The 25,825-nt window shown below is 31.7% G+C and carries 32 protein-coding genes and 2 pseudogenes; 20 read left to right on the top strand and 14 right to left on the bottom strand.

Going from position 1 to position 25,825, the window contains the following annotated elements:
- Nucleotides 1-52: 52 nt before the first annotated feature.
- Nucleotides 53-586, bottom strand: a complete 534-nt coding sequence (locus tag ACWJKS_RS05990) for a cysteine hydrolase family protein (protein ID WP_462960709.1) — start codon at nucleotides 584-586, stop codon at nucleotides 53-55.
- Nucleotides 587-882: 296 nt separating this feature from the next.
- On the opposite strand from ACWJKS_RS05990, the gene ACWJKS_RS05995 reads away from it, so the two are divergent.
- From ACWJKS_RS05995 to ACWJKS_RS06010, 4 genes are all read left to right on the top strand, one after another.
- Nucleotides 883-1,083 carry a hypothetical protein gene (locus ACWJKS_RS05995; RefSeq protein ID WP_462960710.1) on the top strand — a complete coding sequence of 67 codons (201 nt, stop codon included), beginning with the start codon at nucleotides 883-885 and terminating at the stop codon, nucleotides 1,081-1,083.
- A gap of 140 nt (nucleotides 1,084-1,223) precedes the next feature.
- Entirely contained in the window at nucleotides 1,224-2,138 is a 915-nt protein-coding gene (locus ACWJKS_RS06000) for an ABC transporter ATP-binding protein (RefSeq protein ID WP_165413986.1), read from the top strand.
- A 7-nt stretch (nucleotides 2,139-2,145) separates the two neighbouring features.
- Nucleotides 2,146-2,982 carry an ABC transporter permease gene (locus ACWJKS_RS06005; RefSeq protein ID WP_462960711.1) on the top strand — a complete coding sequence of 279 codons (837 nt, stop codon included), beginning with the start codon at nucleotides 2,146-2,148 and terminating at the stop codon, nucleotides 2,980-2,982.
- 224 nt (nucleotides 2,983-3,206) lie between these two features.
- A complete protein-coding gene (locus tag ACWJKS_RS06010; protein ID WP_462960712.1) occupies nucleotides 3,207-3,491 on the top strand; it encodes a hypothetical protein in 285 nt (94 codons plus the stop codon).
- Between the two features lie 57 nt (nucleotides 3,492-3,548).
- Here the strand turns inward: ACWJKS_RS06010 and ACWJKS_RS06015 are convergent, their stop codons facing one another.
- Both ACWJKS_RS06015 and ACWJKS_RS06020 read right to left on the bottom strand, forming a co-directional pair.
- Nucleotides 3,549-3,884, bottom strand: coding sequence for a DUF3784 domain-containing protein (locus ACWJKS_RS06015; RefSeq protein WP_462960713.1), 336 nt, complete (start codon nucleotides 3,882-3,884; stop codon nucleotides 3,549-3,551).
- A gap of 172 nt (nucleotides 3,885-4,056) precedes the next feature.
- Nucleotides 4,057-4,320 carry an alpha/beta fold hydrolase gene (locus tag ACWJKS_RS06020; RefSeq protein ID WP_462960714.1) on the bottom strand — a complete coding sequence of 88 codons (264 nt, stop codon included), beginning with the start codon at nucleotides 4,318-4,320 and terminating at the stop codon, nucleotides 4,057-4,059.
- Nucleotides 4,321-4,650: 330 nt separating this feature from the next.
- Here ACWJKS_RS06020 and ACWJKS_RS06025 point away from each other — a divergent pair, with 330 nt between their 5' ends.
- Together ACWJKS_RS06025 and ACWJKS_RS06030 are read left to right on the top strand one after the other, a co-directional pair.
- Nucleotides 4,651-5,349 carry a lysostaphin resistance A-like protein gene (locus tag ACWJKS_RS06025; protein ID WP_462960715.1) on the top strand — a complete coding sequence of 233 codons (699 nt, stop codon included), beginning with the start codon at nucleotides 4,651-4,653 and terminating at the stop codon, nucleotides 5,347-5,349.
- Between the two features lie 147 nt (nucleotides 5,350-5,496).
- Nucleotides 5,497-5,625: a hypothetical protein gene (locus ACWJKS_RS06030; protein ID WP_263492341.1), complete on the top strand. Its 129-nt coding sequence runs from the start codon at nucleotides 5,497-5,499 to the stop codon at nucleotides 5,623-5,625.
- Nucleotides 5,626-5,752: 127 nt separating this feature from the next.
- Here the strand turns inward: ACWJKS_RS06030 and ACWJKS_RS06035 are convergent, their stop codons facing one another.
- Nucleotides 5,753-7,183 (bottom strand): MFS transporter, encoded by a 1,431-nt coding sequence (locus tag ACWJKS_RS06035; RefSeq protein WP_462960716.1) that lies wholly within the window; start codon nucleotides 7,181-7,183, stop codon nucleotides 5,753-5,755.
- Nucleotides 7,184-7,202: 19 nt separating this feature from the next.
- The gene (locus ACWJKS_RS06040; protein WP_462960717.1) at nucleotides 7,203-7,637 is read right to left on the bottom strand and encodes a MarR family winged helix-turn-helix transcriptional regulator; all 435 of its coding nucleotides are present in this window, start codon (nucleotides 7,635-7,637) and stop codon (nucleotides 7,203-7,205) included.
- A 194-nt stretch (nucleotides 7,638-7,831) separates the two neighbouring features.
- Between ACWJKS_RS06040 and ACWJKS_RS06045 the strand changes: the two genes are divergently transcribed.
- From ACWJKS_RS06045 to ACWJKS_RS06055, 3 genes are all read left to right on the top strand, one after another.
- Entirely contained in the window at nucleotides 7,832-8,086 is a 255-nt protein-coding gene (locus tag ACWJKS_RS06045; protein ID WP_165413978.1) for a hypothetical protein, read from the top strand.
- Nucleotides 8,087-8,242: 156 nt separating this feature from the next.
- Nucleotides 8,243-8,578 (top strand): cupin domain-containing protein, encoded by a 336-nt coding sequence (locus ACWJKS_RS06050; protein ID WP_165413977.1) that lies wholly within the window; start codon nucleotides 8,243-8,245, stop codon nucleotides 8,576-8,578.
- A 384-nt stretch (nucleotides 8,579-8,962) separates the two neighbouring features.
- A complete protein-coding gene (locus ACWJKS_RS06055) occupies nucleotides 8,963-10,165 on the top strand; it encodes a NupC/NupG family nucleoside CNT transporter (protein ID WP_165413976.1) in 1,203 nt (400 codons plus the stop codon).
- 160 nt (nucleotides 10,166-10,325) lie between these two features.
- On the opposite strand, the pseudogene ACWJKS_RS06060 reads toward ACWJKS_RS06055, so the two are convergent.
- Nucleotides 10,326-10,418, bottom strand: a pseudogene (locus ACWJKS_RS06060) (MerB-like organometallic lyase SaoL); the annotation flags it as partial.
- Nucleotides 10,419-10,509: 91 nt separating this feature from the next.
- On the opposite strand from ACWJKS_RS06060, the gene ACWJKS_RS06065 reads away from it, so the two are divergent.
- Nucleotides 10,510-11,109 (top strand): sugar O-acetyltransferase, encoded by a 600-nt coding sequence (locus ACWJKS_RS06065; protein WP_165413975.1) that lies wholly within the window; start codon nucleotides 10,510-10,512, stop codon nucleotides 11,107-11,109.
- A 232-nt stretch (nucleotides 11,110-11,341) separates the two neighbouring features.
- Here ACWJKS_RS06065 and ACWJKS_RS06070 read toward each other — a convergent pair whose 3' ends face one another.
- The gene (locus ACWJKS_RS06070; protein ID WP_462960718.1) at nucleotides 11,342-11,857 is read right to left on the bottom strand and encodes a hypothetical protein; all 516 of its coding nucleotides are present in this window, start codon (nucleotides 11,855-11,857) and stop codon (nucleotides 11,342-11,344) included.
- 283 nt (nucleotides 11,858-12,140) lie between these two features.
- Between ACWJKS_RS06070 and ACWJKS_RS06075 the strand changes: the two genes are divergently transcribed.
- From ACWJKS_RS06075 to ACWJKS_RS06090, 4 genes are all read left to right on the top strand, one after another.
- Nucleotides 12,141-13,037, top strand: coding sequence for a helix-turn-helix transcriptional regulator (locus ACWJKS_RS06075; protein WP_462960719.1), 897 nt, complete (start codon nucleotides 12,141-12,143; stop codon nucleotides 13,035-13,037).
- 67 nt (nucleotides 13,038-13,104) lie between these two features.
- Nucleotides 13,105-13,545: a GyrI-like domain-containing protein gene (locus tag ACWJKS_RS06080; RefSeq protein WP_462960720.1), complete on the top strand. Its 441-nt coding sequence runs from the start codon at nucleotides 13,105-13,107 to the stop codon at nucleotides 13,543-13,545.
- 188 nt (nucleotides 13,546-13,733) lie between these two features.
- A complete protein-coding gene (locus ACWJKS_RS06085; protein WP_462960721.1) occupies nucleotides 13,734-13,967 on the top strand; it encodes a YoaP domain-containing protein in 234 nt (77 codons plus the stop codon).
- A gap of 35 nt (nucleotides 13,968-14,002) precedes the next feature.
- A complete protein-coding gene (locus tag ACWJKS_RS06090) occupies nucleotides 14,003-14,872 on the top strand; it encodes a radical SAM protein (protein WP_462960722.1) in 870 nt (289 codons plus the stop codon).
- A gap of 143 nt (nucleotides 14,873-15,015) precedes the next feature.
- On the opposite strand, the pseudogene ACWJKS_RS06095 reads toward ACWJKS_RS06090, so the two are convergent.
- A pseudogene (locus ACWJKS_RS06095) lies at nucleotides 15,016-15,123 on the bottom strand (C45 family autoproteolytic acyltransferase/hydolase); the annotation flags it as partial.
- Nucleotides 15,124-15,482: 359 nt separating this feature from the next.
- On the opposite strand from ACWJKS_RS06095, the gene ACWJKS_RS06100 reads away from it, so the two are divergent.
- Entirely contained in the window at nucleotides 15,483-15,785 is a 303-nt protein-coding gene (locus tag ACWJKS_RS06100) for a hypothetical protein (protein ID WP_462960723.1), read from the top strand.
- A 310-nt stretch (nucleotides 15,786-16,095) separates the two neighbouring features.
- On the opposite strand, the gene ACWJKS_RS06105 is transcribed toward ACWJKS_RS06100, so the two are convergent.
- Nucleotides 16,096-16,506, bottom strand: a complete 411-nt coding sequence (locus ACWJKS_RS06105; RefSeq protein WP_462960724.1) for an alpha/beta hydrolase — start codon at nucleotides 16,504-16,506, stop codon at nucleotides 16,096-16,098.
- Nucleotides 16,507-16,664: 158 nt separating this feature from the next.
- Here ACWJKS_RS06105 and ACWJKS_RS06110 point away from each other — a divergent pair, with 158 nt between their 5' ends.
- Entirely contained in the window at nucleotides 16,665-17,096 is a 432-nt protein-coding gene (locus ACWJKS_RS06110) for a DUF4829 domain-containing protein (RefSeq protein WP_462960725.1), read from the top strand.
- Between the two features lie 230 nt (nucleotides 17,097-17,326).
- On the opposite strand, the gene ACWJKS_RS06115 is transcribed toward ACWJKS_RS06110, so the two are convergent.
- The 3 genes from ACWJKS_RS06115 to ACWJKS_RS06125 form a co-directional block, all read right to left on the bottom strand.
- Complete coding sequence (locus tag ACWJKS_RS06115; protein WP_165413968.1) at nucleotides 17,327-17,941, bottom strand: DUF2812 domain-containing protein; 615 nt, start codon at nucleotides 17,939-17,941, stop codon at nucleotides 17,327-17,329.
- A gap of 21 nt (nucleotides 17,942-17,962) precedes the next feature.
- The gene (locus tag ACWJKS_RS06120) at nucleotides 17,963-18,271 is read right to left on the bottom strand and encodes a PadR family transcriptional regulator (protein ID WP_462960726.1); all 309 of its coding nucleotides are present in this window, start codon (nucleotides 18,269-18,271) and stop codon (nucleotides 17,963-17,965) included.
- Between the two features lie 624 nt (nucleotides 18,272-18,895).
- Nucleotides 18,896-19,378 carry a DUF2975 domain-containing protein gene (locus ACWJKS_RS06125; RefSeq protein WP_165415061.1) on the bottom strand — a complete coding sequence of 161 codons (483 nt, stop codon included), beginning with the start codon at nucleotides 19,376-19,378 and terminating at the stop codon, nucleotides 18,896-18,898.
- A gap of 1,156 nt (nucleotides 19,379-20,534) precedes the next feature.
- Here ACWJKS_RS06125 and ACWJKS_RS06130 point away from each other — a divergent pair.
- The 4 genes from ACWJKS_RS06130 to ACWJKS_RS06145 all read left to right on the top strand — a co-directional run bounded on the left by ACWJKS_RS06130 (nucleotide 20,535) and on the right by ACWJKS_RS06145 (nucleotide 23,631).
- Nucleotides 20,535-20,936 carry a hypothetical protein gene (locus ACWJKS_RS06130; protein ID WP_462960727.1) on the top strand — a complete coding sequence of 134 codons (402 nt, stop codon included), beginning with the start codon at nucleotides 20,535-20,537 and terminating at the stop codon, nucleotides 20,934-20,936.
- Nucleotides 20,879-22,288 carry a reverse transcriptase domain-containing protein gene (locus ACWJKS_RS06135; RefSeq protein ID WP_462960728.1) on the top strand — a complete coding sequence of 470 codons (1,410 nt, stop codon included), beginning with the start codon at nucleotides 20,879-20,881 and terminating at the stop codon, nucleotides 22,286-22,288. The genes ACWJKS_RS06130 and ACWJKS_RS06135 overlap by 58 nt, the downstream gene beginning before the upstream one ends.
- Nucleotides 22,289-22,749: 461 nt before the next feature.
- Nucleotides 22,750-23,064 carry a hypothetical protein gene (locus tag ACWJKS_RS06140; RefSeq protein ID WP_462960729.1) on the top strand — a complete coding sequence of 105 codons (315 nt, stop codon included), beginning with the start codon at nucleotides 22,750-22,752 and terminating at the stop codon, nucleotides 23,062-23,064.
- Between the two features lie 108 nt (nucleotides 23,065-23,172).
- Nucleotides 23,173-23,631 (top strand): Tn3 family transposase, encoded by a 459-nt coding sequence (locus ACWJKS_RS06145; RefSeq protein WP_462960730.1) that lies wholly within the window; start codon nucleotides 23,173-23,175, stop codon nucleotides 23,629-23,631.
- Nucleotides 23,632-23,931: 300 nt separating this feature from the next.
- On the opposite strand, the gene ACWJKS_RS06150 is transcribed toward ACWJKS_RS06145, so the two are convergent.
- Together ACWJKS_RS06150 and ACWJKS_RS06155 are read right to left on the bottom strand one after the other, a co-directional pair.
- Nucleotides 23,932-25,008 carry a HAMP domain-containing sensor histidine kinase gene (locus ACWJKS_RS06150; protein WP_224578854.1) on the bottom strand — a complete coding sequence of 359 codons (1,077 nt, stop codon included), beginning with the start codon at nucleotides 25,006-25,008 and terminating at the stop codon, nucleotides 23,932-23,934.
- The gene (locus ACWJKS_RS06155) at nucleotides 25,005-25,679 is read right to left on the bottom strand and encodes a response regulator transcription factor (RefSeq protein WP_462960731.1); all 675 of its coding nucleotides are present in this window, start codon (nucleotides 25,677-25,679) and stop codon (nucleotides 25,005-25,007) included. Before ACWJKS_RS06155 ends, ACWJKS_RS06150 begins: the two co-directional genes overlap by 4 nt.
- Nucleotides 25,680-25,825 lie beyond the last annotated feature (146 nt).

Genomic DNA, 25,825 nt, shown 5'->3' on the forward strand with positions numbered 1-25,825 from the left:
TAAAAAAGCCATACAATATAAATTTCATTATACTGTATGGTTTTTTTATTAGTTAACCTATTAATCTTTCTATTGTATTATCTAGGCATTCTACGATACCGAATCTACCATTAAATATATTAAAGTTATAATGTTCATATAGATCTTTAGCTAATATATTTCCATTATTAAATGTTGTATTTGTTTTCTCAGGTATAATTAACTTAAAACCATACTCAAATGCAACTTTACAAGTAGTATCAAAGCAATACTCTGTTTGCATACCTGTCATAATTAATTTGTTTATACCTTTATTATCTAAATAATTTTTTAAAATTGTTTCCTTAAAAGCAGAATTATAGGTTTTACGTATTACCTTTTCATTTATAGCAGGACTTATTTCTCCATAGATTTTCCAGCCTTCCGAATTAGGTTCTAATTCACCCCCAATTTTATCAGTATGTTGAATATAAATTACTTCTACATTTTTTTCTCTACATGTCTTAATTAATTTTTTTATATTACTTATAACCTCTTCTACTGCGAAAGGCTTGGCTAAGACTAGTGCATTTTGAACGTCTACAACTAAAAGTGCTGTATTTCTCATAGCTATATCTCCTTTTTAATTTAATCTATATAAGACCAATATTTCCTTAATTATACTATTAATAATGTACATTCCATAGAAAAATATGATCAGCTTGAATACCATAAAGATTTTGCATATGTAAATCATCAAGAAGCAAAGTTATCTGCACAATAGCTTTCTTCTGTTTCACCGGATAGAAAAACTTTATATAAAGAGGGCGTACAAACGATAAGAGGTCAAAAGCATAATAAAGAAAACATTGAAAGTCAAAAGACTTTAATTGATTATTTACTTTTACTATGACACCGGCAGAAATGGAAAAGAAAAATGAATTTAATAAAATATTTGATAGTACATATAATGCTGCAAAGCATGAAAACAAGATAGTATCAAATGGGCGTTTAGTGATTCAGCGAAAAAGTTTTAACTGGGATAAGTTTGAACTATTTATGAAAACAAAAGATAATACAAGTTTAGAGTGTCTAGTCTATTGGGAAGGGTTATACTTCTTATAAAATAAATTGTATTTAGGCGAATTAGCGGTATAATTTACATAGGAAAGCCAATCATGTAAGTGAAGCAAATTTCGCTTTGAGCATTATGCATCTGCTCGTTATGTTAGCTTTGTAATTATTCAGTTGATAGGAGTGATACCATGAGAAACATAATAGAAGTTAAGGATTTTGTAAAGAAATATGATAAATTTACAGCAGTAGATAATGTTTCATTTGAGGTAGAAGAAGGAAGCATTTTTGCATTTCTAGGTCCAAATGGAGCAGGTAAAAGCACAACCATCAATACACTGTGTACCATATTTGATAAGACATCAGGAACTCTGACTATTGACGGAAAAGATGTAACGCATGAAAAGGATGATGTTAGAAGTGTTATTGGGGTTGTTTTTCAGGAAACGACATTGGATAATAAAATGACTGTCCTAGAAAATTTAATTATGCATTGTCATTTTTATGCTATACCCAAAAGTGAAGTAACAGAGCGTATACAATTTGTTTTAAATTTAGTGGATTTACTGGATTGGAAAAAAGCGATGGTAAGCAGTCTATCCGGTGGGATGAAACGGCGTGTGGAAATAGCAAGAGCACTGCTGCACTACCCAAAAGTATTGTTTTTAGATGAGCCAACCACAGGTCTTGACCCCCAAACAAGGGCTCATATGTGGGAATATATTGTAAAACTGCAAAAGGAGAAGAATATTACCATTTTTTTAACAACACATTACATGGAAGAGGCCGAGATTTGCAGTAAAGTTGCAATTATGGATGGTGGTAAAATCGTTGCAATAGACACTCCTTATCATTTGAAACAGCAATATACAAAGGATAAAGCAAATATAACAACCCTAGATGGGAAAGGGCTGGAGGTACTGCTAGACAGGCTAGGGTTCATTTACAAGAAAAAAACCGGCTATTATTCGATTGAAGTTAATAGTATACCAAAATTAATGGAGATAATAAGCGAGCATAAAGCTTCGATAACAGATTTGGAAATTAATAAAGGCACATTGAATGATGTATTCTTAGAAATTACGGGGAAAGATATAAGAAAGTGAGGAATTTATGGATATTATAGTAGCTTTATGGTTTAGAAACATTAAAATTTTTGCTCGCAATCGTGTTCAGCTTGTTTTCACGATTATCATGCCATTCTTCTTTTTATATGTGTTTAGTTCGATATTTAAAAATGACAATATTCAAAATCCAGTAAACTATATGCTCGCAGGTATTGTAATAACGACCGTCTTTCAAACGTCCCTTACTATTGCGACCAGTACAATTGAAGATATTGTTTCGGGATTTATGAAGGAGGTGCTAGTAAGTCCCGTTAAACGAATCCAGATTGCCGCTGGTCAGCTATTATCAGCAGCAACAATAGCAACCATGCAGGGTATTATTATTCTAATCATTGGTTATTTTATAGGGCTTAAATTCACATCCTGGATAACACCATTTGCGGTAACCTGCGTGATGATTGTTGTTGGACTTGTGTTTTCGGGGTTAGGATTGTTTTTAGCAGCTCTGGTTAAAAATTCACAAACTTTTCAAATTGTAATAACGGCGATAACAATGCCGATGACATTCCTTTGTGGCGCATATATTCCGCTTTCAATGTTACCAAAAACAATGCAATATATTGCTTATCTCAATCCAATGACATATACAACAGCGTTTTTTAGAACTATCATACTGGAAAAGACGTCTTTAACAACCGATCAAATGGTGGCGGAACAGCTTGCTTTTAAAATAGGAAATTTTGTGATTACGCCTCTTATCAGCATGGCGATTGTAATCATTTTCGGGCTCATATTTTTACTATTATCAACTTATGTTTTCTCAAGGGTGGATTTTTCAAGAATTAATCGCTCAAAAAGTAAAGAAGCTGATATATGGAGTTAGTAATAATATGAGCAATGAGTATTAGCTAAGCAAAGTAATAAAGATAAACCTATATGCGTTGCTATGACTGATGCTTTTGCTAAGTTTAATTTAAAAGATTAAGAAATAACACGAGGTATAAGCATTTTTATACATTGTGTTATTTTTTTTCTGAAATTATATTAATAATTGCAACTCATTCCCTACATATAGTGGGAGATATTAAAGCAGAGCAGCTAAGAATATTGATTAAAGATAAAAATGGAGTATCTTTATTTGATAATGATAAAATAGATGAGACCTATGGTCATATTATTGAAAATATCTTAAAAACTACAATGAAATTAGAAAATGTGAGAAATGATGATATTTCAGCAAGGATTGAAAAAGTATTAGTGTTATTAGAAAAGGATTTATTTGAAACACCCGAATTTATTGAAGAGTTTGATTATCTAAGAAAGTATTTGGGAGATTTTGATAAGGATATAATGCTCATTAACTTAGAAAAAGCAAGAAGGAAAAGAAGGTAGAAACATAATTAAATAACTACTATGGATTATGCTTAATATAACAATAAAAATGTATTTCTACTTTTTATTGTTATCATACTTCTGGATGATAACAATTAATATAATGATTCCTACAGCAACAACGAAAGCAAAAAAACCTCCTACATAACCAATGATATTTTTAACATCATTTTTAATAGCATATTGGGTAACAAAGGACATAATGCCTGTAAGAACCGCAATACTCAATAAGAAAATCCCTATAGCACGAGAAATTTTCTTTATATCACTATTCGCTTTTTCTTCTTTACTCATAGCGTTGTAACCTGAAATCATCCAACTACCTTTTCCGCAGATAAGACAAATACCCACAATTGAAAAAAAAAGTACATCTATCCCAAAAATAATCATCATAATTAATTCACCCTCCACCAAACTATTTTATAATTGTGTCCTTATTCAATTATACAGTATATCAATATAATTATTCAAACATTTAACATAATTATATATAAATTGCTTCCCTAACTTTAAAATCCTTTAACTTTGTATCTGAAAGAGATGTATGAATAATTGTTTTAAATTATCAGGCAATTTGTCCTGATTTTATTAGTGCAGTGTGCATTTCCTTTACAAGAGAATCTGTATCTCTTGGTACATCTGTTACCTCACTCAATCCATGTCCTGGTCTGTCATAAACAACTGTTTTAGTATATTTTGAAATTTCGTTATAAAGAGAGTACATATCCGCATATGTACTTGGAGTATTCGTACCCGATGAAAAAACTACAGTAACATTCCCTTTGCCTTTACTGTAAACATTTATTTTATGATTATTTACATCAATCATTTTTCCTACTGGAGAATATTTTTTAGCATCATTATATTCTCCAATCTTTTCGTATGAAAAACCAATTAATAAAATAACAACTATACAAACTAAGACTCTAAATACATTGGTTTTCCGGCAAATAAAGATCATAAATTGTTTATATATAAACAACATTAAAATCAATTAGCTAAGCCATTTCTACGTGAGTTAGTATAGATAATCATTCAAAACCCACGCTAAAAAATAGTAATCTATGGTACATAATGGTATAATTGACTTGAAATTGTTGCGTAATAGTAGAATAAAACGGAGTAAAAATTATATAATCTAATTATTGGAGGGTAAATTATGAGGTGGACAAAAAAAATCGCACAAGAACGCATATACATTTTTTCATTTATGGTTGCATTAATCGCTATAGGACTTCTGTATATTTGCAACTTTTGGATATTCAAATCGCATAATGGGTTAAACTATGGCTTAAACCGTATCCTTGCTTATGTAGCACCATTAATTTTTGTTTTTGTTGTTTGTTTATTTTCGGGAAATATTAGTAAAATTGAATTTCATAAAAAAGGCATTGTCACAGGTGTCTTGCTTGGATGGCTTATTATTGCTAATGGTGTATATGGGTTTGTGTCCTCATATGTTAGTTTTGATAAAGGCAGTATTTCCTTTCCGAGTATGAAAAAAATAATCTTCTTTACCGTAGTAATGCTTTTGGTAGGTATATTGGAAGAAGTACTCTGCCGAGGGGTTATACTAAATAATATGCTAAATAAATGGGGATACACTAAAACTGGTATAATAAAATCAGTAATTTTGTCTTCACTAATTTTTGGATTGGCGCATTTAGTAAATTTAATTGTATTTCCAACGCTTATTATGGCAACAGTAACCCAGGTAATATATAATTTTTTAACGGGTGTTTTATTTGCAAGTATTTATCTTAGATGTAAAAATATATGGGCTGTTGTTGTTCTTCATGCTATATATGACTGGCTGGCGATGGTATCAGATATTTATCATACAGTGGCTGCTCCTTGAGCACCAGTTGATACTTCGGTTGTATCAGGATTAATCACTAGTATGCTGTATATACCTTTTGCTTTAGTCGGTTTTTTCTTACTTAGAAAAGTATTTGATGAATATATGTCGAAATCTGAAATAGACACAAAATCGGTATAATTGAAAGTGAAAGTTGTTTCGGAATTTTCGTATAATCCGAATGAAGCAGACGAAAAAATAATAGATGAAGCAATAGAAGAATCAAAAGAAAATAGCCATTATTTAAGTGAATTAAAAAGACTTAAAAAACAGTGAAAAGTAAGTAAATAAATATACAGTGACTTAATAGAAATTTGAAGAATCTGTTAAGTCACTTTTTCTTTTAACTATTTTAAATATATTTTAAGAAGATTTATAAGAAGCAGTGTAGATCAGGTATTTTTTAATTTTCTAATTTATATTTGCTACTAAATAATCTTAAAGAGGTTAAAATTGCTCCAATCATACAAATAACTGCTGCAGCTATATATACAGCTTTCATGCCGTAAATAAATGCATCATTTCTTCCTACTACATAATCTGTTACATTGTATCCAATTGTATAGCTCATCATGCTATACAAAAGAGTTGTGGATAAAGCTATGCCGCATACCATTCCCAAATTTCTTACAAGTCCATTTACACTTCCTGCAATACCCAGCTTATCCTTTGATACTGTTGACATTATTAAAGAAGTATTAGGTGATTGGAATAACCCATTACCCAGTGACATAACCCCTATGAAAATTACCATGCTTATAGTTGAAGAGTTCTCATTTAGAGTTGACATTAATATTAAACCTAAACTTAGAACTACTAACCCAATAAAAGTTAAAATTTCTGAGCCTATTTTATCTGATAAATGTCCACTAAGAGGTGCCACTACAGACAAAACTAATGGATAGATCATAAGTAATAAACCAGTAGATGAAGGTGAAAAATTCATCACATCCTGAAGATAAAAAGGTTGAATAATACTTGAGCAAAAGATGGCTACAAAGGATATGAATCCACAAAATATACTGAGTGAAAACAATTTATTTTCGAAAATTTCTAGCTGTAATAAAGGGTCTTCACATTTCTTTTCCACCATAACAAATACAATAAAAGAAATAATTGCAATTAAAAACCCTAATAAAATTATGGGCTGAGTAAATCCAACCTCTTGACCTTTACCTAAAGCTACAAATAGAGAAACTATAGCAAACATAAACAATAACGCTCCTAGTACATCCAATTTTCCATTTGCTTTTTTGTGTTCTTTAGGAAGTACCTTAAAACTATAAAATAAAATTATTATACCTATTGGTACATTTATTAAAAAAATATATTCCCAACTAGTGGCTTGTACTATAAATCCTCCCAGTGGTGGTCCAACTAAAGCTCCAAGTGCCACGAAGGTTCCTGAGATTCCTAGTGCTTTCCCTCTTTCATTTGATGGAAATACTGCAGTGATAATCCCTTGGCTGTTTGCCATAGTGGCTGCGGCTCCTATTGCCTGTATTACTCTAGCGAGAACTAAAACAAACAGTGAGCTTGTTACTCCACAAAATAAAGAACCAAGTGTAAACAAAGCTATTCCAAACTTGAATATCTTTGTTTTAGAAGTTATATCCCCCAATCTTCCAAAAACTAATATAGTTGCTGAAATTATAATTAAATAACTGGTTACTACCAGTTGAATACCTGCTGATGTTACATTTAAAGATTTAGCCATTACAGGTAAAGCTACATTTACAATGCTACTATCTAGGGTAGACATAAAAACTACCATTACAATTATAATTAGAATTACCCATCTGTTTTTATTACTGATATTATTTGTTACTTTCATTTATATTCTCCTTTTATCCTTATAATTTAAAATTTTTCATATTATTTAAAATTTTATTCAATGAATCTAGGGTAATAACTTTCTCCTTTTCACTTAAATCATTTGTTATTAGACCTTCCAACTTATGAATTTCATTGAGCACATTTGGAATTATAATCTTAGCCTTCCGTGTTAAATATAATTTATATGCTCTAGAATCGGCCTCATCCTCTTTTCTATCTAAGTATCCAAGGTTTATAAGTTTTGTGACAGTCCTAGCTGACATTGCCTTATCAAAACCTAATTCTTTACTTATTTTATTCTGGCTTATACCTTCATTTTCATTTAATGCAAGTAAATATGGGTAAGAACCACTGCTTAATTCATATTTCTTTAACACCTTATCCAAATAAACCTGGGTGGTTCTAAAAATTTTATTATTGAGTTTAATTAAATGCATTATATCTTCTTTCAAAATTTAACCTCCTTATACTCAAGTATCTTAAAAAACTTCTTGTTTTAATTGACAAGTCAACCTTATTATAGAACGATTTTGTTGACTCGTCAACTATATATTTAAACCAAAAATACAGGTATATTTTAAAACTTCTGTAGAACATTATATATATAGTAGGTTAAAAAATATTATGTGCTATGGAGGTGTATAAAATGTCAACGAAAAGTACAATTTATGAAGTTACAATAACAGAAGAGGGGCTTGAAAATTATAACCGTGATACGATTAGTGCAAAAGACATGGCTGAAAATTTAGGCATTGATGCCGTGATGACTGATTTTCAGTGGGATGAAGATATGGAGAGAGGTTTGATTCTTACTGCCAGAATCATAGATGATATATCAGTAGAAGATGCTTTATCTGAATTGAAAAATGCTGACTATATTGATCATGTAGAAGAAAGTTAGCAAAATAAATTGTGCCCGCAATTTGTTAATATACCCCGGGAAATTTTCTGAAGGAGACTGCAACTGCGGATAATTATTATAAAAGGTAACGTAAGTTACGGACTTTTATCACTAATAGTAATATACTGTAATCAAGAAATTTAAGGGGGTAACAGCATGAAAAGCTTAATTAAAAATATAGAATTCTCAAAAGTAATTGATTTAAAGAACTTAATATCTTATCAAGAGGCCCAGGTTATAAGTAGAACGATTGCGCAGACACCATCTGTGAGTATTACATTATTCTCATTAGATAAAGGAGAAGGTATCAGCACTCACGTAACTCCTGGAGACGCTATGGTTCAAGTATTAGATGGTGAAGCGGAAATTACCATCGATAATGATATTTTCAATGTTAAGGCAGGCGAAACAATAATCATGCCTTCTAATGTTCCTCATGGACTTGAAGCTCGCGCAAGATTCCAAATGCTTTTAACGGTGATAAAAGGTTAAATAATTAAGGTTGTAGCAATGGCAGTTATGTGGTGGACATAATAGATGTTTAGTTTAATTAAAAAAAAGCACTAAAAACTTTTCTGTTGATTAGTTTTTAGTGCTTTTGTTTTTAGGAATTCTAAAGCAATATCCTATTTTTTAAGAAACTTAATCTATTTTATTAAATTCGACAAATTATTTAAATAAAGATACTACTAGCTACTATCCTACGGTATAATAAAGTGTAAGATTTTAAAAATGGTTGTATAAAATAAACTAATAAAGCATCTTGAAAATAGACTAGCGCATTGACTTGTTATTTTTTTGAAGATTTCTAAAGGGTTAAATTATCAATAATTAATAAAATCATATAAGAGTAAGGAGAGAGTGGGGGAATAATTTATGATAATAATAAGAAACTTATTAGGGATTGTAATGTTATTTGGTGTTTTATATCTAGTATCAAATAATAAGGCTAATCTTAATAAAAAATTAATTATTAAGGCATTTGCTATACAATTTGTAGTGGCAATCTTATTAGTTAAAGTTCCATTGGGAAGAGTAATTATACAAAATGTATCGGATGGGGTTAGTAATGTCTTAAACTATGGTAGTGAGGGACTAAATTTTGTATTTGGATCATTAGCAGACGGCAAAGCACCAACAGGAATGGTATTTGGTATACAAGTATTAGGTAACATAATATTCGTATCAGCATTGGTTTCAGCTTTATTTTATCTAGGAGTTTTAGGGTTTATTATTAAGATAATAGGTGGGGCGATAGGAAAAGTTATTGGAACAAGCAAGGTAGAAAGTTTTGTGGCAGTAGCAAATATGTTTTTAGGGCAAACAGATTCACCATTACTTGTAAGCAAGTATCTACCTAAAATGACTGAAAGTGAAATAATGCTAGTGCTTGTATCAGGTATGGGTAGTATGTCGGTTAGTGTAATAATGGGATATGTTGGTCTTGGAATACCTATGGAATATCTTTTAATTGGTAGTACATTAGTGCCACTCGGAAGTATAATTATTTCTAAAATATTAATTCCTGAGGTAGAAGTGGCGAGTGAAATAGATAATTTAAAAATAGATAATAAGGGTGATAATGAAAACTTAATATCAGCTATTTCAGAAGGCGCATCTGCAGGACTTAATATGGCTCTTGGAATTGGTGCAGTGCTTATAGCAATAGTAGCACTAGTTGCAATGCTTAATGGGTTCCTTGGAATCTTTGGAGTATCACTCGAAGGAATACTCGGATATGCATTTGCACCAATAGGTTATTTAATGGGTGTTCCGAATGACCAAGTATTACTTGCAGGGCAATTACTTGGAAGTAAGATGGCGTTAAATGAGTTTGTAGCATTTGGACAACTTGGTAAAGTAATAAGCACATTAGATTATAGAACAGGACTTATGCTTGCAGTATCATTAACAGGTTTTGCAAATATATCAAGTATGGGAATCTGTGTATCAGGAATATCAGTATTCTGTCCAGATAAGAGAGGACAACTATCAAAACTTGCTTTTAGAGGGATGATAGGTGGTTTCTGTGTAAGTGTATTAAGTGCATTAATTGTAGGCTTGATTATTGCAATTTAAAATATTATAACAATGATGAGAGTCAATGTTTCTAAAACAAGCAGTTACAAAGTTAGTTATATAAAATAATAATATAAAAAAAGATGTGGGCTTCATAGTTTAAAATGAAGCCCATATCTTTTTTTGTAAATTGAAGTTTTTTTCAGCAGCTTCCTGACTAGTTTTGATTTTTATTCAAATCTACATGGAGTACATGCGTAAGCTCTGGACTATAACTAGCAAGTTGCCCATTTTTTATCTCAACAAAGATATCTCCAGAGCGGTTGTAAGGCATTAGCAAATATGGTAAAATAATAAAAGAAAATGCGATTTTTAGACGTTATAGAATATGGAGGGAAGAGTTTATGACAGAAAAGGAAAAAATGTTAAGTGGGAAACCATATAAAGCATTCGAAGAAGAACTATCATCTGAACGCCAATATGCAAAAGAAATGATATTTGACTATAACACTCTACGCCCAAGTCAATGTGAGAAGCAAAAGGAAATTGTAAAAAAATTATTAGGTGTAGTTGGAAATGGGTTCCATATAGAATCACCATTTCGATGTGACTATGGATATAATATTTTTATTGGAGAAAATTTTTATAGTAACTACAATTGTACTATTTTAGATTGCGCTAAGGTTACAATTGGTGATAATGTTATGTTTGCACCAAACGTAAGCCTTTTTACTGCAGGTCATCCTATTCATTTTGAACCTCGAAATGCAGCACTTGAATATGCATTTCCAATTAATATAGGCGATAATGTTTGGATAGGAGGCGGTGTTATAGTGAATCCAGGAATTACTATTGGTGATAATGTAGTGATTGGCTCTGGTAGCGTTGTAACTAAAAATATTGCATCTAATTCTATAGCTGTAGGTAATCCTTGTAAAATAATAAGAGAAGTTACAGAGGAAGATAAGAAATACTACTTTAAAACTTTAAAATTTAATAAATAGAATACCCCTATAAAATAGGTATTTACAAATAACACCGGCTAGATAGCAATTGATAAATATCTTTCGAAATGTTTGACATAAAAATACTCCTCCTTGCAATTTTTGATAATTAGCTTATCTCAATTATTGCCAAGAAAGAGTACTTTTTATTCTGGTTACACAAAATTATTTACAGGCCTTATCTATATCAATCATTCATAAATAGAATAATAGGTCTTATTTATGAATACATTTATAACTTGCCAAATTTTTTAAGATGGTCAATCACACTCATTGCATTCGTGTCTTTTACATTCATTGCAATCGTGTCTTTTACATTCATTACAATCGTGTCTTTTACATTCATTGCATTTGTGCCTTTTACATTCATCGCATTCATGTCTTTTACATTCATTACAATCGTGTCTTTTACATTCATTGCATTCGTGTCTTTTACATTCATTACAATCGTGTCTTTTACATTCATTGCATTCGTGTCTTTTACATTCATCGCATTCATGTCTTTTACATTCATTGCAATCGTGTCTTTTACATTCATTACAATCGTGTCTTTTACATTCATTGCATTCGCGTCTATTACATTCATCGCAATCATGTCTTTTACATTCATCGCATTCATGTCTTTTACATTCATTGCATTCGTGTCTTTTACATTCATCGCAATCATGTCTTTTACACTCATTCCATTCGAGTCTTTTACATTCATTACAATCGTGTATGAGGGACTTTTTACGTTGTTGTTTATCATATTCGCTCATATCAGCGTGCCAATAACTATACATAGTTTTACCTCCTAGCAGTATCAGTTTTTCTAACTGCTACTCTATGTTATTCAGATAAAGATATATTGTGATTAATTATCTAGTATTAAAATGTTTGAGGACTAGTTGCACCGAAAGGTAAGCTAAGAAAAAATATTAATAGGTTAACAGAGGGGATGTGGTAACTTTTAACCATGCTGAGTTATATATCACTTATAATATGACTTGATGGTGTCATATTATAAGTGTATACTAAAGTAGGGTGATAAAATGCAAATTAACCGATTATTCGAAATCGTATATATCCTGCTTGATAAAAAAACAGTAACGTCTAAGGAGCTTGCAGAGCGATTTGAAGTATCAACAAGGACAATTTATCGTGACATTGAAACGCTGTCCTCTGCGGGAATTCCTGTATATATGAGCAAAGGTAAAGGAGGAGGAATTTCTCTTTTATCTGATTTTGTGCTTAACAAAGCTGTTTTAACTGAGAAAGAGAAAGCGAATATTATATCTTCTTTAAAGGCTGTAAGTTCAGTCAATCTTAGTGAAACAGATACCGCACTTGAAAAACTAAGCAGTTTATTTGGGGAAACTAATACAGACTGGATTGAGGTGGATTTTACATCTTGGCATAATGCAGAAGAAGAAAAAGAGCTGTTTTGCAACTTGAAATCTGCGATACTGAGTAAAAATACCATTTCATTTTCTTATTCTAGTGGCAAGGGTGAAAATACAAAACGTCAAGTTTATCCTCTAAAACTGTGTTTTAAAGGACAAAGTTGGTATTTGTACGGATACTGCAAAACAAGGTGCGATAATAGATTTTTCAAGTTAAGACGAATGAAATCGTTATCTGTTCTTGATGAAACTTTTCATAAACGACCACCCACACAAGTGTTTAGTAAAAAAGATATGTTAAAAGAAGATTTTATTACACTAACGCTCAAACTATCAAAAAAGATGGCTTATCGTATATATGATGAATTTAACACTTTTGAACAGCTTGAAGATGGTAGTTTTATTGCAGAAATTATTTTTCCAAAGGGAGATTTGATTTTTAACTATATCACTTCTTTTGGCGAGGATTGTGAAGTGTTATCTCCTGAAGAAGTTAGACTTGATGTGAAAACAAAGCTTCAAAATACTCTTAAAAACTATTTATAATATGACATACAGTTGTCAGAGTAAGTGTCGTATAATAGCCTTATCAAATAAATGGAGGTTATTAAAAATGAATTATGAAATGGTAAATTTAGAGCAAAAAACAGTTGTCGGTGTTAGCGCAATTACTAGTAACGGTGATCCTAAAATGAGTGCAGTTATTGGTGGACTTTGGGAAAAGTTATATCAAGGTGGAGTGAATCCTGCAATCAAAAATAAGATTAATGAGTACGCTATTGGACTTTATTCTGACTACTCAAATGACCAATATTGTGTGACTGCAGGCAATGAGGTTTCAAAACCAGAGAATGATGAACTGGCTGTAAAAATTATTCCTGCAGGAAAATATGCAAAGTTTTCAGTACACGGACATATGGAAAAAGTAGTTGCCGAGGCTTGGGGCGAAATCTGGAAAATGGACTTGAACAGAAGTTTTACTGGAGATTTCGAGGAATATCATAACAGTGATTGGGAGAATGCAGACATTGATATTTACATTGCATTAAAATAAAATCCAATTTAGTGGGTGTGAAAGGAGTGTGATAATATGGAGATTATAACATTAACAAAGGATTTCTTCTCGCTGATACATCACAACCATTTTATGAACTTTTATATTTACCTTTTAAAGAAAATATATCAAAGCCCCAGTTCAAACCTCATGTGAAAACACCACAAATTATAGAGCGAGGATTTGTTTTGTATTACTCAAATCAATGTCCTTTTACAGTTAAGTATGTTCCACTTATTGAAAATGTGGCAAAGCAAAAAGGAATTCCGTTCAAGAGTATCCTCTTTGAAACAACGGAGCAAGCACAAAATGCTCCTGCTCCGTTTACCACATATAGTCTGTTTTACAATGGTGAATTTCTGACAAACGAAATACTGTCAGAGAAAAAGTTTGAAAAGATATTAACTGAAAAGGGTTTGTAAGGAATTATTTGATTAAGAGATTTAGGGGTGGTTTAATGCATTACCAAGAATACAAATCTATTCTTTCGCCTAAAAACGGAATGAATATATATAGAGGTTGCAGTCATGGGTGCATTTATTGTGATAGTAGAAGTAGCTGTTACAATATGAAACATGATTTTTGTGATATTGAAATTAAGAGAAATGCACCCCAAATGCTTGAAGAGACATTAAAACGCAAACGAAAAAAATGTATGGTTGGTACAGGTGCTATGAGTGACCCATATATTCACGTAGAAGAAGAACTTTTGTATACTCGCAAATGCCTTGAAATCATAGATAGGTACGGCTTTGGACTTTCTATATTAACTAAATCAAATAGAATTTTACGTGACTTAGATTTGCTTAAAAGTATAAATAAAAAATCAAAATGTGTTGTGCAGATGACTTTAACTACATCTGATGAAAAGTTGTGTAGCACCATAGAACCTAACGTTTCAACTACAAAAGAGCGTTTTGAAACTTTGAAAATAATGAGTGAAAATGGAATTCCTACGGTGGTTTGGTTATCACCATTTTTGCCATTCATAAATGACAGCGAAGAAAATTTCCAAAGACTATTAGATTACTGTATTGAAGCAAAGGTTTATGGGATTATGTGTTTTGGAATTGGGTTAACGTTGCGTGAGGGAAATAGAGAATATTTTTATGAAAAATTAGATGAGTGTTTCCCCTATATGAAGCAAAAGTATATTAAAACGTTTGGTAATTCTTATGAGTGTCACAGCGATAACCACAGTAAACTTATGAAAATTTTGTATTACGAATGTAAAAAACATAGTATTTTAGTGGGAGTAGATAATGTTTTTTCCTACTTGAATTCATACGAAGATAAAAATTCAAATGATCAGATTAGTTTATTTTGATAAACTGGGCGGACTAGATTAGCTCGTCCAGTTTTGTATATTAGTAAATATCGACTTTATGAAAGGATACTCTGGACTATTTTGGGCATGTAAGGAAAGAAAACAGATCCATCACATGTTAATATGTGTGGATCTGAAATATATTAATTAAGATTCATTCGTTTATCGTTTTTAAATATCTTTCTTGAGGGGTTGCCCTCAACCCTGTAAACTCTATTGTTTGTTAAATCATAAATTGACGACCAAACGGTGTAGTGAGTCAAAATATAGCTTTATGAAACTATTATTATGATAAGATTATTTTCGATATTATGCAAGTATTTTAAGAAAATTTCTTTTAAAAATGATATAACTGTCTTTGATGAATATGTAAGCTCAATTAATACAGAGACTTTGGTTTGTCCATTTTGTGGCGCTAAACATGCATTATATCCATTTCGGGTACATGCTTTTACTACTTTTAGCACTATTAATCTACTAAAATCATATTGATTGTAAAAATTTATTACAAAGTGTGATAAATAATGATAATATTATGTATAAGAGTTACGACGCAGTTGTTAGATAATGTGCAGTAACAAAAGTTGAGGTTAGAAGGAGTTGATTAAATATGTCTGATAAAAATAATATTAATAATGAGAATCCCAATAATAATGAAAAACAAGATAAACAGAATTATTATCTTGGTGCTGGAATTGGAATTGGATTAGCATTTGGGGCAGCATTTGGAGTACTATTTAATAATATAGCTATTGGAGCTGGATTGGGTATGCTTCTTGGGATAGTCATAGGTGTACTAATGGATAAAAATAAAAAGGATGTAAAAAGAGACTTAATTAAAGTTGTTTTAGTGAGTATTATAGGTGTAATTCTTGTATCATCGGTACCTAAGATTATTGATTATTTATGGTAATTTAACTGTTATTATATAAATTTACTGATGCACATCATTCTTAAAAGGCGCCTAACAAAGTGATACGCCTTTTATGGTTTTGTCATCTATGATAACTAGGGCTTACAGGTACGCTGGACCTTGTTGTAGGTTATTTATAATATGCTAATATACCTTTTTGGCGGGATAGGCAAAACTACCCAATTTAACTTCTTTGACCTTTTAATTTTTTTGCACGAAATCATAAATTTCATATTAATTAGGCAAAATAAATTCCCGATATTTATTATAAAATCCTATTTAATTCCAATGAGTGAAATTAAACCATTTGCTAAAGTTTCTCCCCGTCAACCGTATAGCCTTTTTTTAGTAGTACATTTCTTAATTTTACATTTGTATAAATTATCTGTTCTTTAAGTTCAATAACGCCTACATTCAAATAAAACTTTAAAGGTAATTTATCTATTGCTTCGTATTGGGTAGCTAGCCAACACTGGATTTCATAACCTTTTGGGCAATAACTATAGGAAACAGACTGAGAAAGCACGTTACCGAAAACTTCAGAATGTTTTAATCCGAAGTAAGCCGCAGCTAACCCACCTAAACTAAATTCACCGATTATGGACTCAGAACTTTTAGTAGAAATATTATAATTATCTCTGACCCATGGAATTATTTCTTTAACTATGATATTTCCGAAGGTAAATATGGCTTGCCTTTTTGGTGTACGGGAACCATTCATGTAAAAACGGGCCACCTCCCATTTTTATACATATTATATTTGAATTTACTCTGAATAATAGTGATATATGGTACATAATGGTATACTTTACTTATAAGTTGGTTCATAATGGTAATTTATTGTTCATTAAATGACTTTAAAATGAAGAGGGTTTTTATATGAAAAAAATAATATCTTTTCTTTGTCTAATTTTAGTAGTATTATTTTTATTGGTTTATAAACAAGTTGGTAAAACCGACAATGATGTAGTAAGTATTGGAAAATCAGATAAGTTTAGCCAAGGGGAAATGAATGATGCAACAAATTGTGTAAAGAAAAAATTCAAGGATTTTAGGGGATGTAGTCTTACAAAATTATGGTATGACGAAAAGAAATCAAATTATTTTATTGGAGATTACTTGAAATATGGAAAAGGTTCAGCGAATGGTGTCAAGTCTGAGAATGTAATTGTTTTGCTTTCTACTATTAATGTGGATTTTTCAGGAGGTGATGGGAGTTTTAATCCAAATTCAACTTATTCTAATTGGAATTGGACATTAATAAGGGATAGTAAAACAGGTAATTGGCGAGTTGACGATTGGGGATATTAAGACTAATACAACTGAAATGTTAGCAGTTTATTCAAGTAAGTAAACTACAACTTATTTCTTTGATTTAAATAAAGCCTGTATTTTTAAAATATCTTAATTAGGAAAAATATAGTTTAGATATTTGGGATGTGCTCGTTTGTTTAAAATAAAAAATATTTTACATATTAGGAATGGGAAAAACAAAAGACGTGAAAATTAAATTTCATGTCTTTTTCCTTTAATTATTAACATTATAAACAATTGTTTTTATTTTCAGTTAGACTTTCATTGTACATTTTTTTTGCTCTAAAGGCCCGATTACCGTATATTATTGATAATATAAGAAGAATTATAAAAGGCAGAAATCGTAAAATTACAACTGGGGTTTCAAAAATAAAAGCTCTCCAAAAGTCATCTCCATTTTTCTCCCATAGTCCAGGTGTTAAGTATCTCAAATTATTGGTTTTTAAACTAAACATATAAACTAACATACACACACAACTACAAATACACTGATCAATAAATCTTTTGTATCTTGCCAATTTTGATTCTGTATCTGAAAAAATATCCGACAAACCTATATTTGATAACTTAGGAATAAAATATTGTCCTCCTGATAATGATAATCGTGTTCCTGAAACATGCTCCCAACCAGCATCTTCAAATAAAATTTTATACTCCTCAAATTGTCTTTTACTTTTGAATACACGATAATCAACTCTATAATGTAAATCTACAGAATCTTCTTTAACAAAGGTATAAACTCCAAAAAAACTATATTTTTTAAGCACAAATCCACATTCAGCCATTTCATTTAAGTATTCTTCCTCTTTATCCATGTCTACGAACGTCTTAAATTTTCTCATGATTTTTGCTCCCTTCTACTATTAAACTACATTTTGAGAGATATTTATTAAATGCCTCATTCTAGCAATCTCCAGGTTTAATACCTCTTTCCCCTCATCAGTAAGCACATACACTTTTCTTCGTTTATCTTCACTTTCTACTGATCTTATTAGTTTTTGCTTCAAAAGTTTTTCAATAGCACCATATAATGTACCAGCAGCAACTTTAACTTTATTTTCACTTAACAGATCTACATTTTGCATAATTGCATATCCGTGAGAGGGATTTATAAGAGAAAGCATAATGTAAAATGTTGTTTCTGTAAGTGGTAAGAATTTATTGAAATTCATAAAATCCTCCTATTTTTTTATTCCGTATATTTCATACATTTAAATTTTATAACGTAAAACTGTATAGTTATACTATATAATGTTATACTGTATATGTCAACAGTTTTAGAAAATAATTTAGCGGTCAAGATTCTTATTCCTGACCGCCAAATTCCATATAAAAAATTTGCACTTTTAAACCATAAAAACCATTCAATATAATAAACGTTATAGTGAACCAAAATAAAAAATCATCTGAGATTAGCAGCGGGTTTCGTTTATGAGTGCAAATCACTTAAATAGCATAGGCTTTAGCACTTAAAATAGCACAATATTTAATGGAAATAACGGATGTATTAACAAAAAAATACATGCGTTATAATTTTTTTAAGGAAATATATTCAATTTTATATAATATATTTGTATATAAAATTTAGGCTCTGTTAGACAATAATGTTGATATGAGTATATTCACCTAAAGATGTGCTACCTCAGACCGTCAAATCACCGAAAAAGCCAGCTCAGGCACCAAAAATATGCACAATGCAAGAACTAGGATTCCTATAAAAATAGCAGCTAGCTTTAAAAAGTGTGTCGTAACTTGCTTCATAAAAAGAACATCACTAATTGAATTTTATCAAAACGTTAATCATTTTCTGGTTTTGTATCTAGAAGATTTTTTAATAGTTTTTGAAGCACGTCCACAATAGCGGTGATGATACTTGTTGCTAAAATACCCATTAGACTTAATGATATAGGACCTGCTGGGTCATCCCCTGAGACTTTAGCAATTACCTTTAAGGTTACTATCCCTAACACGATAAAGAAGATGGTTGTTAAACCACATTTCTTTATGACCTTCAAAGATTTAAGTGATAACTCGGAGAAAGCATTGTTCCTTTCAATATAGGTTAATAGTTTAAAAGCTTGATACAATGCAACAGAAAACGCAATACAGCATCCATAAGCATATCCTAATAATGGATATAGCGAGTAGTCCCTTGGATGTGCTTTTGGTTCTCTAATGGCTAGCCTAGGTAACCAAAAGATACACAAAGCAAGCACCGCAATTCCAATCAGAAAAATAATTACCTTTAAGAAAGTGGTTGAACCATGTTTAACATTCATTTAAAGCACCTCACTAACTTTATTCTAAAATGATTTTAACACATAATTTATCGTTTTACAATATATTGATATCGTTTTACAATATATTGATATCGCTTTTTATTATATTATTATTATTGTTGTATTATATCCTTTTAATTTTGACAAAAATAAAATAAGTTTTGCCTGTATAAATTGTAAGTTAGATTTTAGTTAGCCATAATATTCTTTAATTGTGACAATAAGGTAGTCCGATATTGGACTACCTTATATTCGGGTACAGCTGACATACGTGGTGCGTCCCGACAGGGCGTATATTCTAGCAGGTGGGAATCCTGTCAAGGTAAGATTTAGCAAATCGCTTTGTATCGAGTCTTAGAGATGTTGCGGTAACGTAACATTTTAAGCGTAGACAGAAAGTTAGCGAGGTAGAATTGACTGGGTGTGCGACCTTTTTAGTTAGCGAAAACGTTGTGTAGTAGTGATGATAAGCTTTCTAGGCTGATAGAATAGTTACTTAAGAAATGGTTTCTGTTAGTTAACTGATATTTTCGAGTCCGGCATAGGAGCCAATAATCTTATGGATACTGAGGCTTACTAATACTCCTGCCAGCGTTGCAGTAATGTAATGTTGCGAAGCATAGGTGAAGACGGAGACACTGGCTGTAAAGTCACACTTCGGGTACTGTTGCATATGAATATAATTTCCTTGTTGTTAAATTTCGTAATCAATGATGCCTATCCCTAGTTCAGATGGGAGGTTGAATTAATTTTTCTACTTCAATGTATATACCTGGGTACAGATGGAGGATAACCTTATGGTGGTTATAGATTAGGTGTAAAACCTAACCAGGTAAGAACTGAGAAAAACGGAGTAAAGAGGAGTTCTAAGTGCAATATTTAAGGAGAATATATCGGTAAAGGTGATTGACCTAACGGATAAGGATTAATAAGTCGATTCTGTAATGTTTGAGGACTAGTTGCACCGAAAGGGTAAGCTAAGAAAGAATATTAATAGGTTAACAGAGGGGCCGTAGTACCGCTTGGATATCATATCAAGAAATGTGGTAAAGGAAAGGGCCTTAGACGTTTTAGTGTATAAAATTATTTTTGTAAATTCTAATTCGCCAAATTAGATGAAAGAGACTATTCGTACAGAAAGGAGGTGGAGACTCCTATGAGTACAAACAATATTTATTATGTAGATATGAAAAAAAGATTTGAAAATTTCCAGAATAATAGAATAGATATGCGTAAACTGCACGAATTAGTTTGCTCGGAAGAGAATGTTATGTTAGCAGTAAGACAATTAGGGAAAAGTAAAGGTCGTATGACAAAAGGCCCTGATGGCTCAAACTATGATACTTTAACGGAACGATGTTTTTGTGAACTAGCAGTAATAGTTAGAGAGAGACTATATAACAAGAAAATGGATTATGTAAAACGTGTGTATATTCCTAAGGGGAATGGAAAGAGAAGACCAATAGGTATTTGCAGTGTGTGGGACAAACTAGTTGAGAAATGTATACAATTAGTTCATTTGGATTTAGGGAGCAAGTATCTACACATAATGCAATAGCTAAAGTTAAAAATCAATGCACAACTATGCCTTATGTATTATCAGTTGATATGGAAGACTATTTTGGAACATTAGATGCTGATGTAATGTATAGAGAGTTATGGAGTATCGGTATTAAAGATAAAGTGATTTTGAATTATTTATATCGTTTCATTAAAAAAGGATACTTTGAAAAAGGGTGTAAGATATATGACCCTAAAGGAAGTGCACAAGGAAGTATATTAGGACCTTTACTATCTAATATTTATTTGCATAGATTTGACGTTTGGTTAAGAGACCAAGGTGATGATTGGCATGATAAGAGTACGAAAAAGTTTGTTAATAGTAATGGTAACTGTAGAAGAAATATGAGATATACTAATTTGAAAATTGGTATTCATGTAAGATATGCTGACGATATACTTATACTTTGTGAAAGTAAATATCACGCTGAAAAATTTAAATATAGCGTAAATAGGTACTTAACAAAGAACTTGAAATTGAAAATCAATCAAAATAAGACGAAAATATATGATTTGAATAATGATAATATGAAATATCTAGGATATAACTTTAGTTTAAGGAAAGTGAATAATAAATATAATAAGACTAGAAATATGCATTGTGTCAATGACTTACCAGAAGATAAAGCAGATATAATTGTTAAGGAATGTAGAATAAAGTTGAGTAAGATTAAGAAAGAACCTAAATATGAAAACATAATGGCTTGGAATATCTATATAATAGGGTTACATAACTATTTTAGAGGGATGAATGAATTTAACGAAAGCTTTGGAAAGCTAGGATGGCGGATTTACAAGAGATTTTATAACACAATGGAGGATAAAACTACATTTACAACTAATCAAGAATTTAAGGATAACTTTATGAATGGAAAATATAATAGTTGGGGTAAAACTGGATACTATTTGTATGGAAGTAGTAAAATTCCTATAGTGCAGATAGGTTGGGCTAATTGGGATAGTAATCTAACACATGCTATTAGAGGTAAAGTAACTAGGCCTAACCCATATGATTATGGAGAAAAGAAAAATCATAAACCTGGAGTTTCACTGGAAGATATAAAATATCTAGTAGAAAATTCGAAGTGGTCAAATGAGAGCAGTAAGTATTGTGAGTTTAGAATTAGCAAATATAGTAGTTGCAAAGGTAAAAGCTATTTGTCGGGCGATTTTGTGTCTGTTGAAGAATATCATTGTCACCATAAAACACCACGTGGTAAAAACGGCAAAGATACGTTTGATAACTTGTGTGTATTAAGTGTAGAAGAACATAGGATACTACATAGTAAAACTCCCGAAAGACTATTAACAATAGTAAATAAAAAATTTCATAAAAGAGTTAAGAATTGATTGATTTAGTAGCTTAGAAATAAGCAATATAAATATGTTGGAAATTCATAGAAACGTTGGAAAGCTGTATGCGATGAAAGTCGCCCGTACAGTTTGGGAGAGGGGAAAAAGCCGAGGTAAAAATATCGGAGCTTTACCTATTCTCATGGTAACCCAGCAGTGAATGGTATTGAGCTTCGAAAAGTTGGTCAATGATGTGGCAGAAACGTTCACGTACGTGGAAAGCAACATTTATTTGTGCGTTAAAGCGAGTGCAAATAAACGCATCCGTAGTCAGAGGCCCTACCTAGCTAAACATTGAGAATATACGGAAACTCGGGGAGATCCTACTTGGTCTTTTCAAATGAAAAGTATGCAGTACAAACTGAAGAAGTAAGGAACGCAAATGCTAGTAGGAAGTCGGATACTCTCATAGTACTAAAGATAACGGGTAATTCCGGAGGAAGGAAGGAGAGTAACATATGAAATCGCTTAAAAGAGAAACACTGCCCAGGTTTAGAACTGGAATAACAGTGAGAACAAAACTTGTAAGCATAGCACAAGTAACTCGCAGAAATAAAGAAGCAAAATTCTGTTCATTGGCTTATTTAATGAACAAGAATACTTTAACAGAATCATTCAATAGACTGAATGGCTCGGCCTCTGCGGGTATAGATAAGGAAACTAAAGAAAGTTATAGGAAAAACCTAGATGAAAATTTGAATAACTTAGTAATCAAATTAAAGAAAGGAAGCATAAGCAACCTTATGCTAGATATTGGGCATCTGATGGTGTAAGAGTTAGAACAGGAGTTGAAACTTTAAATGCATCTTATAATCCACTTTTGATGATATATTGAAACTTGCCCATTCAATAAAACAAGGTAAGTATCAGCATCATTAATAATGAGTAAATTAGGCTCCTATTCAAGACAAAATGGTTTAGCGAAGGCATTAAGTGAAATTGGAAAGATAGAAAAAACAATCTTCATATTAGATTATCTTTCGGATGAGAATTTCAGAAGAAAAATCAATACGGGATTAAATAAAGGTGAAGCAATAAATGCTTTGGCTAGAGCTTTATTTTTTGGAAAACACGGAATGCTTTATGATAAAGATATTCAAAGACAAGTACAAAGAGCTACTGCTCTCAGCATGATTATAAATTCAATAACCCTTTGGAATACATTATATTTACCTAAAGTTATTGAGAAACTAAAAGAAACAGAAGAAGTTAATGAATTATATATGAAGCATATTTCTCCTTTAGGATGGGAACATATAAATTTTATTGGACAGTATAGTTTTGATGATAATTATGATTATGATTTAGTAAATAATATGAGACCATTAAAAGCAAGCTAATAAAAAACAGTTACCTATTTCAATTAAATTGAATTTATGGTAACTGTTTTTTCTTAATGGGACTTTTGCACAAATTGCGAGCACTACCCCATTATAGTATCATATGGATACTATAATGAAGAAGAAAATTACAGTTAAGAATATTGCACATCAGGTAAAAGTAACTTACTATGATAGAACATTATTTACTTAAAAATTATTTTATTTTTAATGTATAGTAAAATATTTATTATAACATTATCTATATAACCAATGGTCTCAATGACAAGAGAAAGTAATTTCCAAGATGATCAGCTTTTATTATACTCTTTCATTCGGCAGTAAAATGGTAAATATGCTACCTTTTCCAAGTTCGCTCTGCACTTCTATGGTACCGCCGAACAGCTCTACAATTCGTTTTACAATGGCAAGACCCAGGCCATTTCCCGCTTTGGAGTGAGAAGTATCGCCCTGATAAAATTTATCGAAAATGTGAGCTTTAGTCTGTTCATCCATACCGGCTCCATTGTCCTGAATGGAAAACCGGATGCCACCGGTTGAATTTAAAAGACTTACACTGATAAGTCCTCCCTGATAAGAGAATTTGACTGCATTATCCAACAGATTAATCCAGATTTGCTGTGTTAAGTCGTCGTTTCCGTTAAAAATCACTTTATCCAGTTCTACATTTACAAAAATCTCTTTTACAGACCACTTCGGTTCTGTCATAATAATTGACCTTCTGATCTGCTCATCCAGTCTAAATAGGGATTTATCTGAAATGATTTCAACGTATTCATATTTAGACAGATTAAGAACATTGGTGGAAAGTTCCGCCAGACGTTCAGATTCAGCAATAATAATATCAAGGTATTCTTGTTTTTCTTCCTCACTGAGATTACTGTTTTTAAGCAACTTGGCAAAACCTCGGATGGATACAATGGGTGTTTTGAATTCGTGGGAAAAGTTATTGACAAAATCGCTGCGGAGCATTTCGAGGGATGACAGATCATGTATCATTTTATTGAAGCTCTGTGATAATTCTTCCAACTCGCCAACGCCTTTGATATCCAGGTGAGGGCTAAAATCACCCTCGGCGATCTTGTGTGTGGCGTCAATCACTTTGCGGATGGGACCCAGCGCTTTTTTACTAAAAAAAATGGTGATTGTTATTCCAAGAAAAATACAGAACCCGATTAGTGCAAATAAAAATCCGTAAAGTTTGTCTCCGCGTATGTTCGTACTGTCGGTGTTTGATAATGAAAGCAAACCTATATGGTGAAATACCATCATAATGAATATAGTCAACATGAGTGCTGATATCATGACTGCAAAAACAAACAATACTAGTGAGGTGGTAAGGTTCAACTTTTTTTTGATTACATTTTGGTGTTTCATACCTTTTTAACCGCTTTATATCCGATCCCGCGCACCGTTATAATTTCAAACTCCGTCCAATCCCTGAACCTGTCCCTTAAGCGGTTAATATGCACATTAAGTGTGTGGTCATCGGTTTCGGATTCCATTCCCCATATCTCATCCATGAGCTGTAAACGGGTAAATATCATGTTTGGGTATGAGAGCAGCTTGAATAAAAGGTAAAATTCCTTTTGCGGCAGTGTAAACACTTCATGCTCACGGGATACGGTAAGCGTATCATAATCAAGCACTGCTTCGCCGATAGTGAGCTTATGATCACTTGATATTTGTGACCTGCGGAGTAGCGCTTTGATGCGCAGCACCATTTCCCGCTCATCAACGGGTTTGATCATATAATCATCTGTGCCAGCAATAAAACCCTGTCGTTTGTCCTTCGGAGACTGTCTTGCTGTCACCATTAAAATCGGCAGGTTTTTCCACGATAGTCGAAGCTGTCTTGTCAGCTCGTATCCGCCCATGTTTGGCATCATTAAATCCAGAATAACAAGATCAACGTGCTGTTTATCCATAATTTCAAGTGCGGCTACACCATCATTCGCTTGCAATGTTTCAAATCCATTTTGTTTTAAAACTGCGCACATCAGTTTTCTTGTGTTTGTATCATCTTCAACAACTAATATTCTGACCATTATGAACACCTCCATTTATATAAGTATAGCATAAAATAATGACTCTAAAATATCAACTGAATATCAACAGAAATTGTGATTTTTGTTGATATTCAGTTGATATTTATCTAGTAAACTAATGCATATAACGCAAAAGGAAGTGAATT

The sequence above is a fragment of the Clostridium sp. CM038 genome (genome assembly GCF_055081105.1).

Bases quoted from the DNA above. Each gene is read 5' to 3' on its own strand.
- ACWJKS_RS05990 (WP_462960709.1), bottom strand. From the start codon at position 586: ATGAGAAATACAGCACTTTTAGTTGTAGACGTTCAAAATGCACTAGTC.
- ACWJKS_RS05995 (WP_462960710.1), top strand. From the start codon at position 883: ATGGAAAAGAAAAATGAATTTAATAAAATATTTGATAGTACATATAAT.
- ACWJKS_RS06000 (WP_165413986.1), top strand. From the start codon at position 1,224: ATGAGAAACATAATAGAAGTTAAGGATTTTGTAAAGAAATATGATAAA.
- ACWJKS_RS06005 (WP_462960711.1), top strand. From the start codon at position 2,146: ATGGATATTATAGTAGCTTTATGGTTTAGAAACATTAAAATTTTTGCT.
- ACWJKS_RS06015 (WP_462960713.1), bottom strand. From the start codon at position 3,884: ATGATGATTATTTTTGGGATAGATGTACTTTTTTTTTCAATTGTGGGT.
- ACWJKS_RS06020 (WP_462960714.1), bottom strand. From the start codon at position 4,320: ATGATTGATGTAAATAATCATAAAATAAATGTTTACAGTAAAGGCAAA.
- ACWJKS_RS06025 (WP_462960715.1), top strand. From the start codon at position 4,651: ATGAGGTGGACAAAAAAAATCGCACAAGAACGCATATACATTTTTTCA.
- ACWJKS_RS06035 (WP_462960716.1), bottom strand. From the start codon at position 7,183: ATGAAAGTAACAAATAATATCAGTAATAAAAACAGATGGGTAATTCTA.
- ACWJKS_RS06045 (WP_165413978.1), top strand. From the start codon at position 7,832: ATGTCAACGAAAAGTACAATTTATGAAGTTACAATAACAGAAGAGGGG.
- ACWJKS_RS06050 (WP_165413977.1), top strand. From the start codon at position 8,243: ATGAAAAGCTTAATTAAAAATATAGAATTCTCAAAAGTAATTGATTTA.
- ACWJKS_RS06055 (WP_165413976.1), top strand. From the start codon at position 8,963: ATGATAATAATAAGAAACTTATTAGGGATTGTAATGTTATTTGGTGTT.
- ACWJKS_RS06065 (WP_165413975.1), top strand. From the start codon at position 10,510: ATGACAGAAAAGGAAAAAATGTTAAGTGGGAAACCATATAAAGCATTC.
- ACWJKS_RS06070 (WP_462960718.1), bottom strand. From the start codon at position 11,857: ATGATAAACAACAACGTAAAAAGTCCCTCATACACGATTGTAATGAAT.
- ACWJKS_RS06075 (WP_462960719.1), top strand. From the start codon at position 12,141: ATGCAAATTAACCGATTATTCGAAATCGTATATATCCTGCTTGATAAA.
- ACWJKS_RS06080 (WP_462960720.1), top strand. From the start codon at position 13,105: ATGAATTATGAAATGGTAAATTTAGAGCAAAAAACAGTTGTCGGTGTT.
- ACWJKS_RS06090 (WP_462960722.1), top strand. From the start codon at position 14,003: ATGCATTACCAAGAATACAAATCTATTCTTTCGCCTAAAAACGGAATG.
- ACWJKS_RS06100 (WP_462960723.1), top strand. From the start codon at position 15,483: ATGTCTGATAAAAATAATATTAATAATGAGAATCCCAATAATAATGAA.
- ACWJKS_RS06105 (WP_462960724.1), bottom strand. From the start codon at position 16,506: ATGAATGGTTCCCGTACACCAAAAAGGCAAGCCATATTTACCTTCGGA.
- ACWJKS_RS06110 (WP_462960725.1), top strand. From the start codon at position 16,665: ATGAAAAAAATAATATCTTTTCTTTGTCTAATTTTAGTAGTATTATTT.
- ACWJKS_RS06115 (WP_165413968.1), bottom strand. From the start codon at position 17,941: ATGAGAAAATTTAAGACGTTCGTAGACATGGATAAAGAGGAAGAATAC.
- ACWJKS_RS06120 (WP_462960726.1), bottom strand. From the start codon at position 18,271: ATGAATTTCAATAAATTCTTACCACTTACAGAAACAACATTTTACATT.
- ACWJKS_RS06125 (WP_165415061.1), bottom strand. From the start codon at position 19,378: ATGAATGTTAAACATGGTTCAACCACTTTCTTAAAGGTAATTATTTTT.
- ACWJKS_RS06130 (WP_462960727.1), top strand. From the start codon at position 20,535: ATGAGTACAAACAATATTTATTATGTAGATATGAAAAAAAGATTTGAA.
- ACWJKS_RS06135 (WP_462960728.1), top strand. From the start codon at position 20,879: ATGTATACAATTAGTTCATTTGGATTTAGGGAGCAAGTATCTACACAT.
- ACWJKS_RS06140 (WP_462960729.1), top strand. From the start codon at position 22,750: ATGAAATCGCTTAAAAGAGAAACACTGCCCAGGTTTAGAACTGGAATA.
- ACWJKS_RS06145 (WP_462960730.1), top strand. From the start codon at position 23,173: ATGAGTAAATTAGGCTCCTATTCAAGACAAAATGGTTTAGCGAAGGCA.
- ACWJKS_RS06150 (WP_224578854.1), bottom strand. From the start codon at position 25,008: ATGAAACACCAAAATGTAATCAAAAAAAAGTTGAACCTTACCACCTCA.
- ACWJKS_RS06155 (WP_462960731.1), bottom strand. From the start codon at position 25,679: ATGGTCAGAATATTAGTTGTTGAAGATGATACAAACACAAGAAAACTG.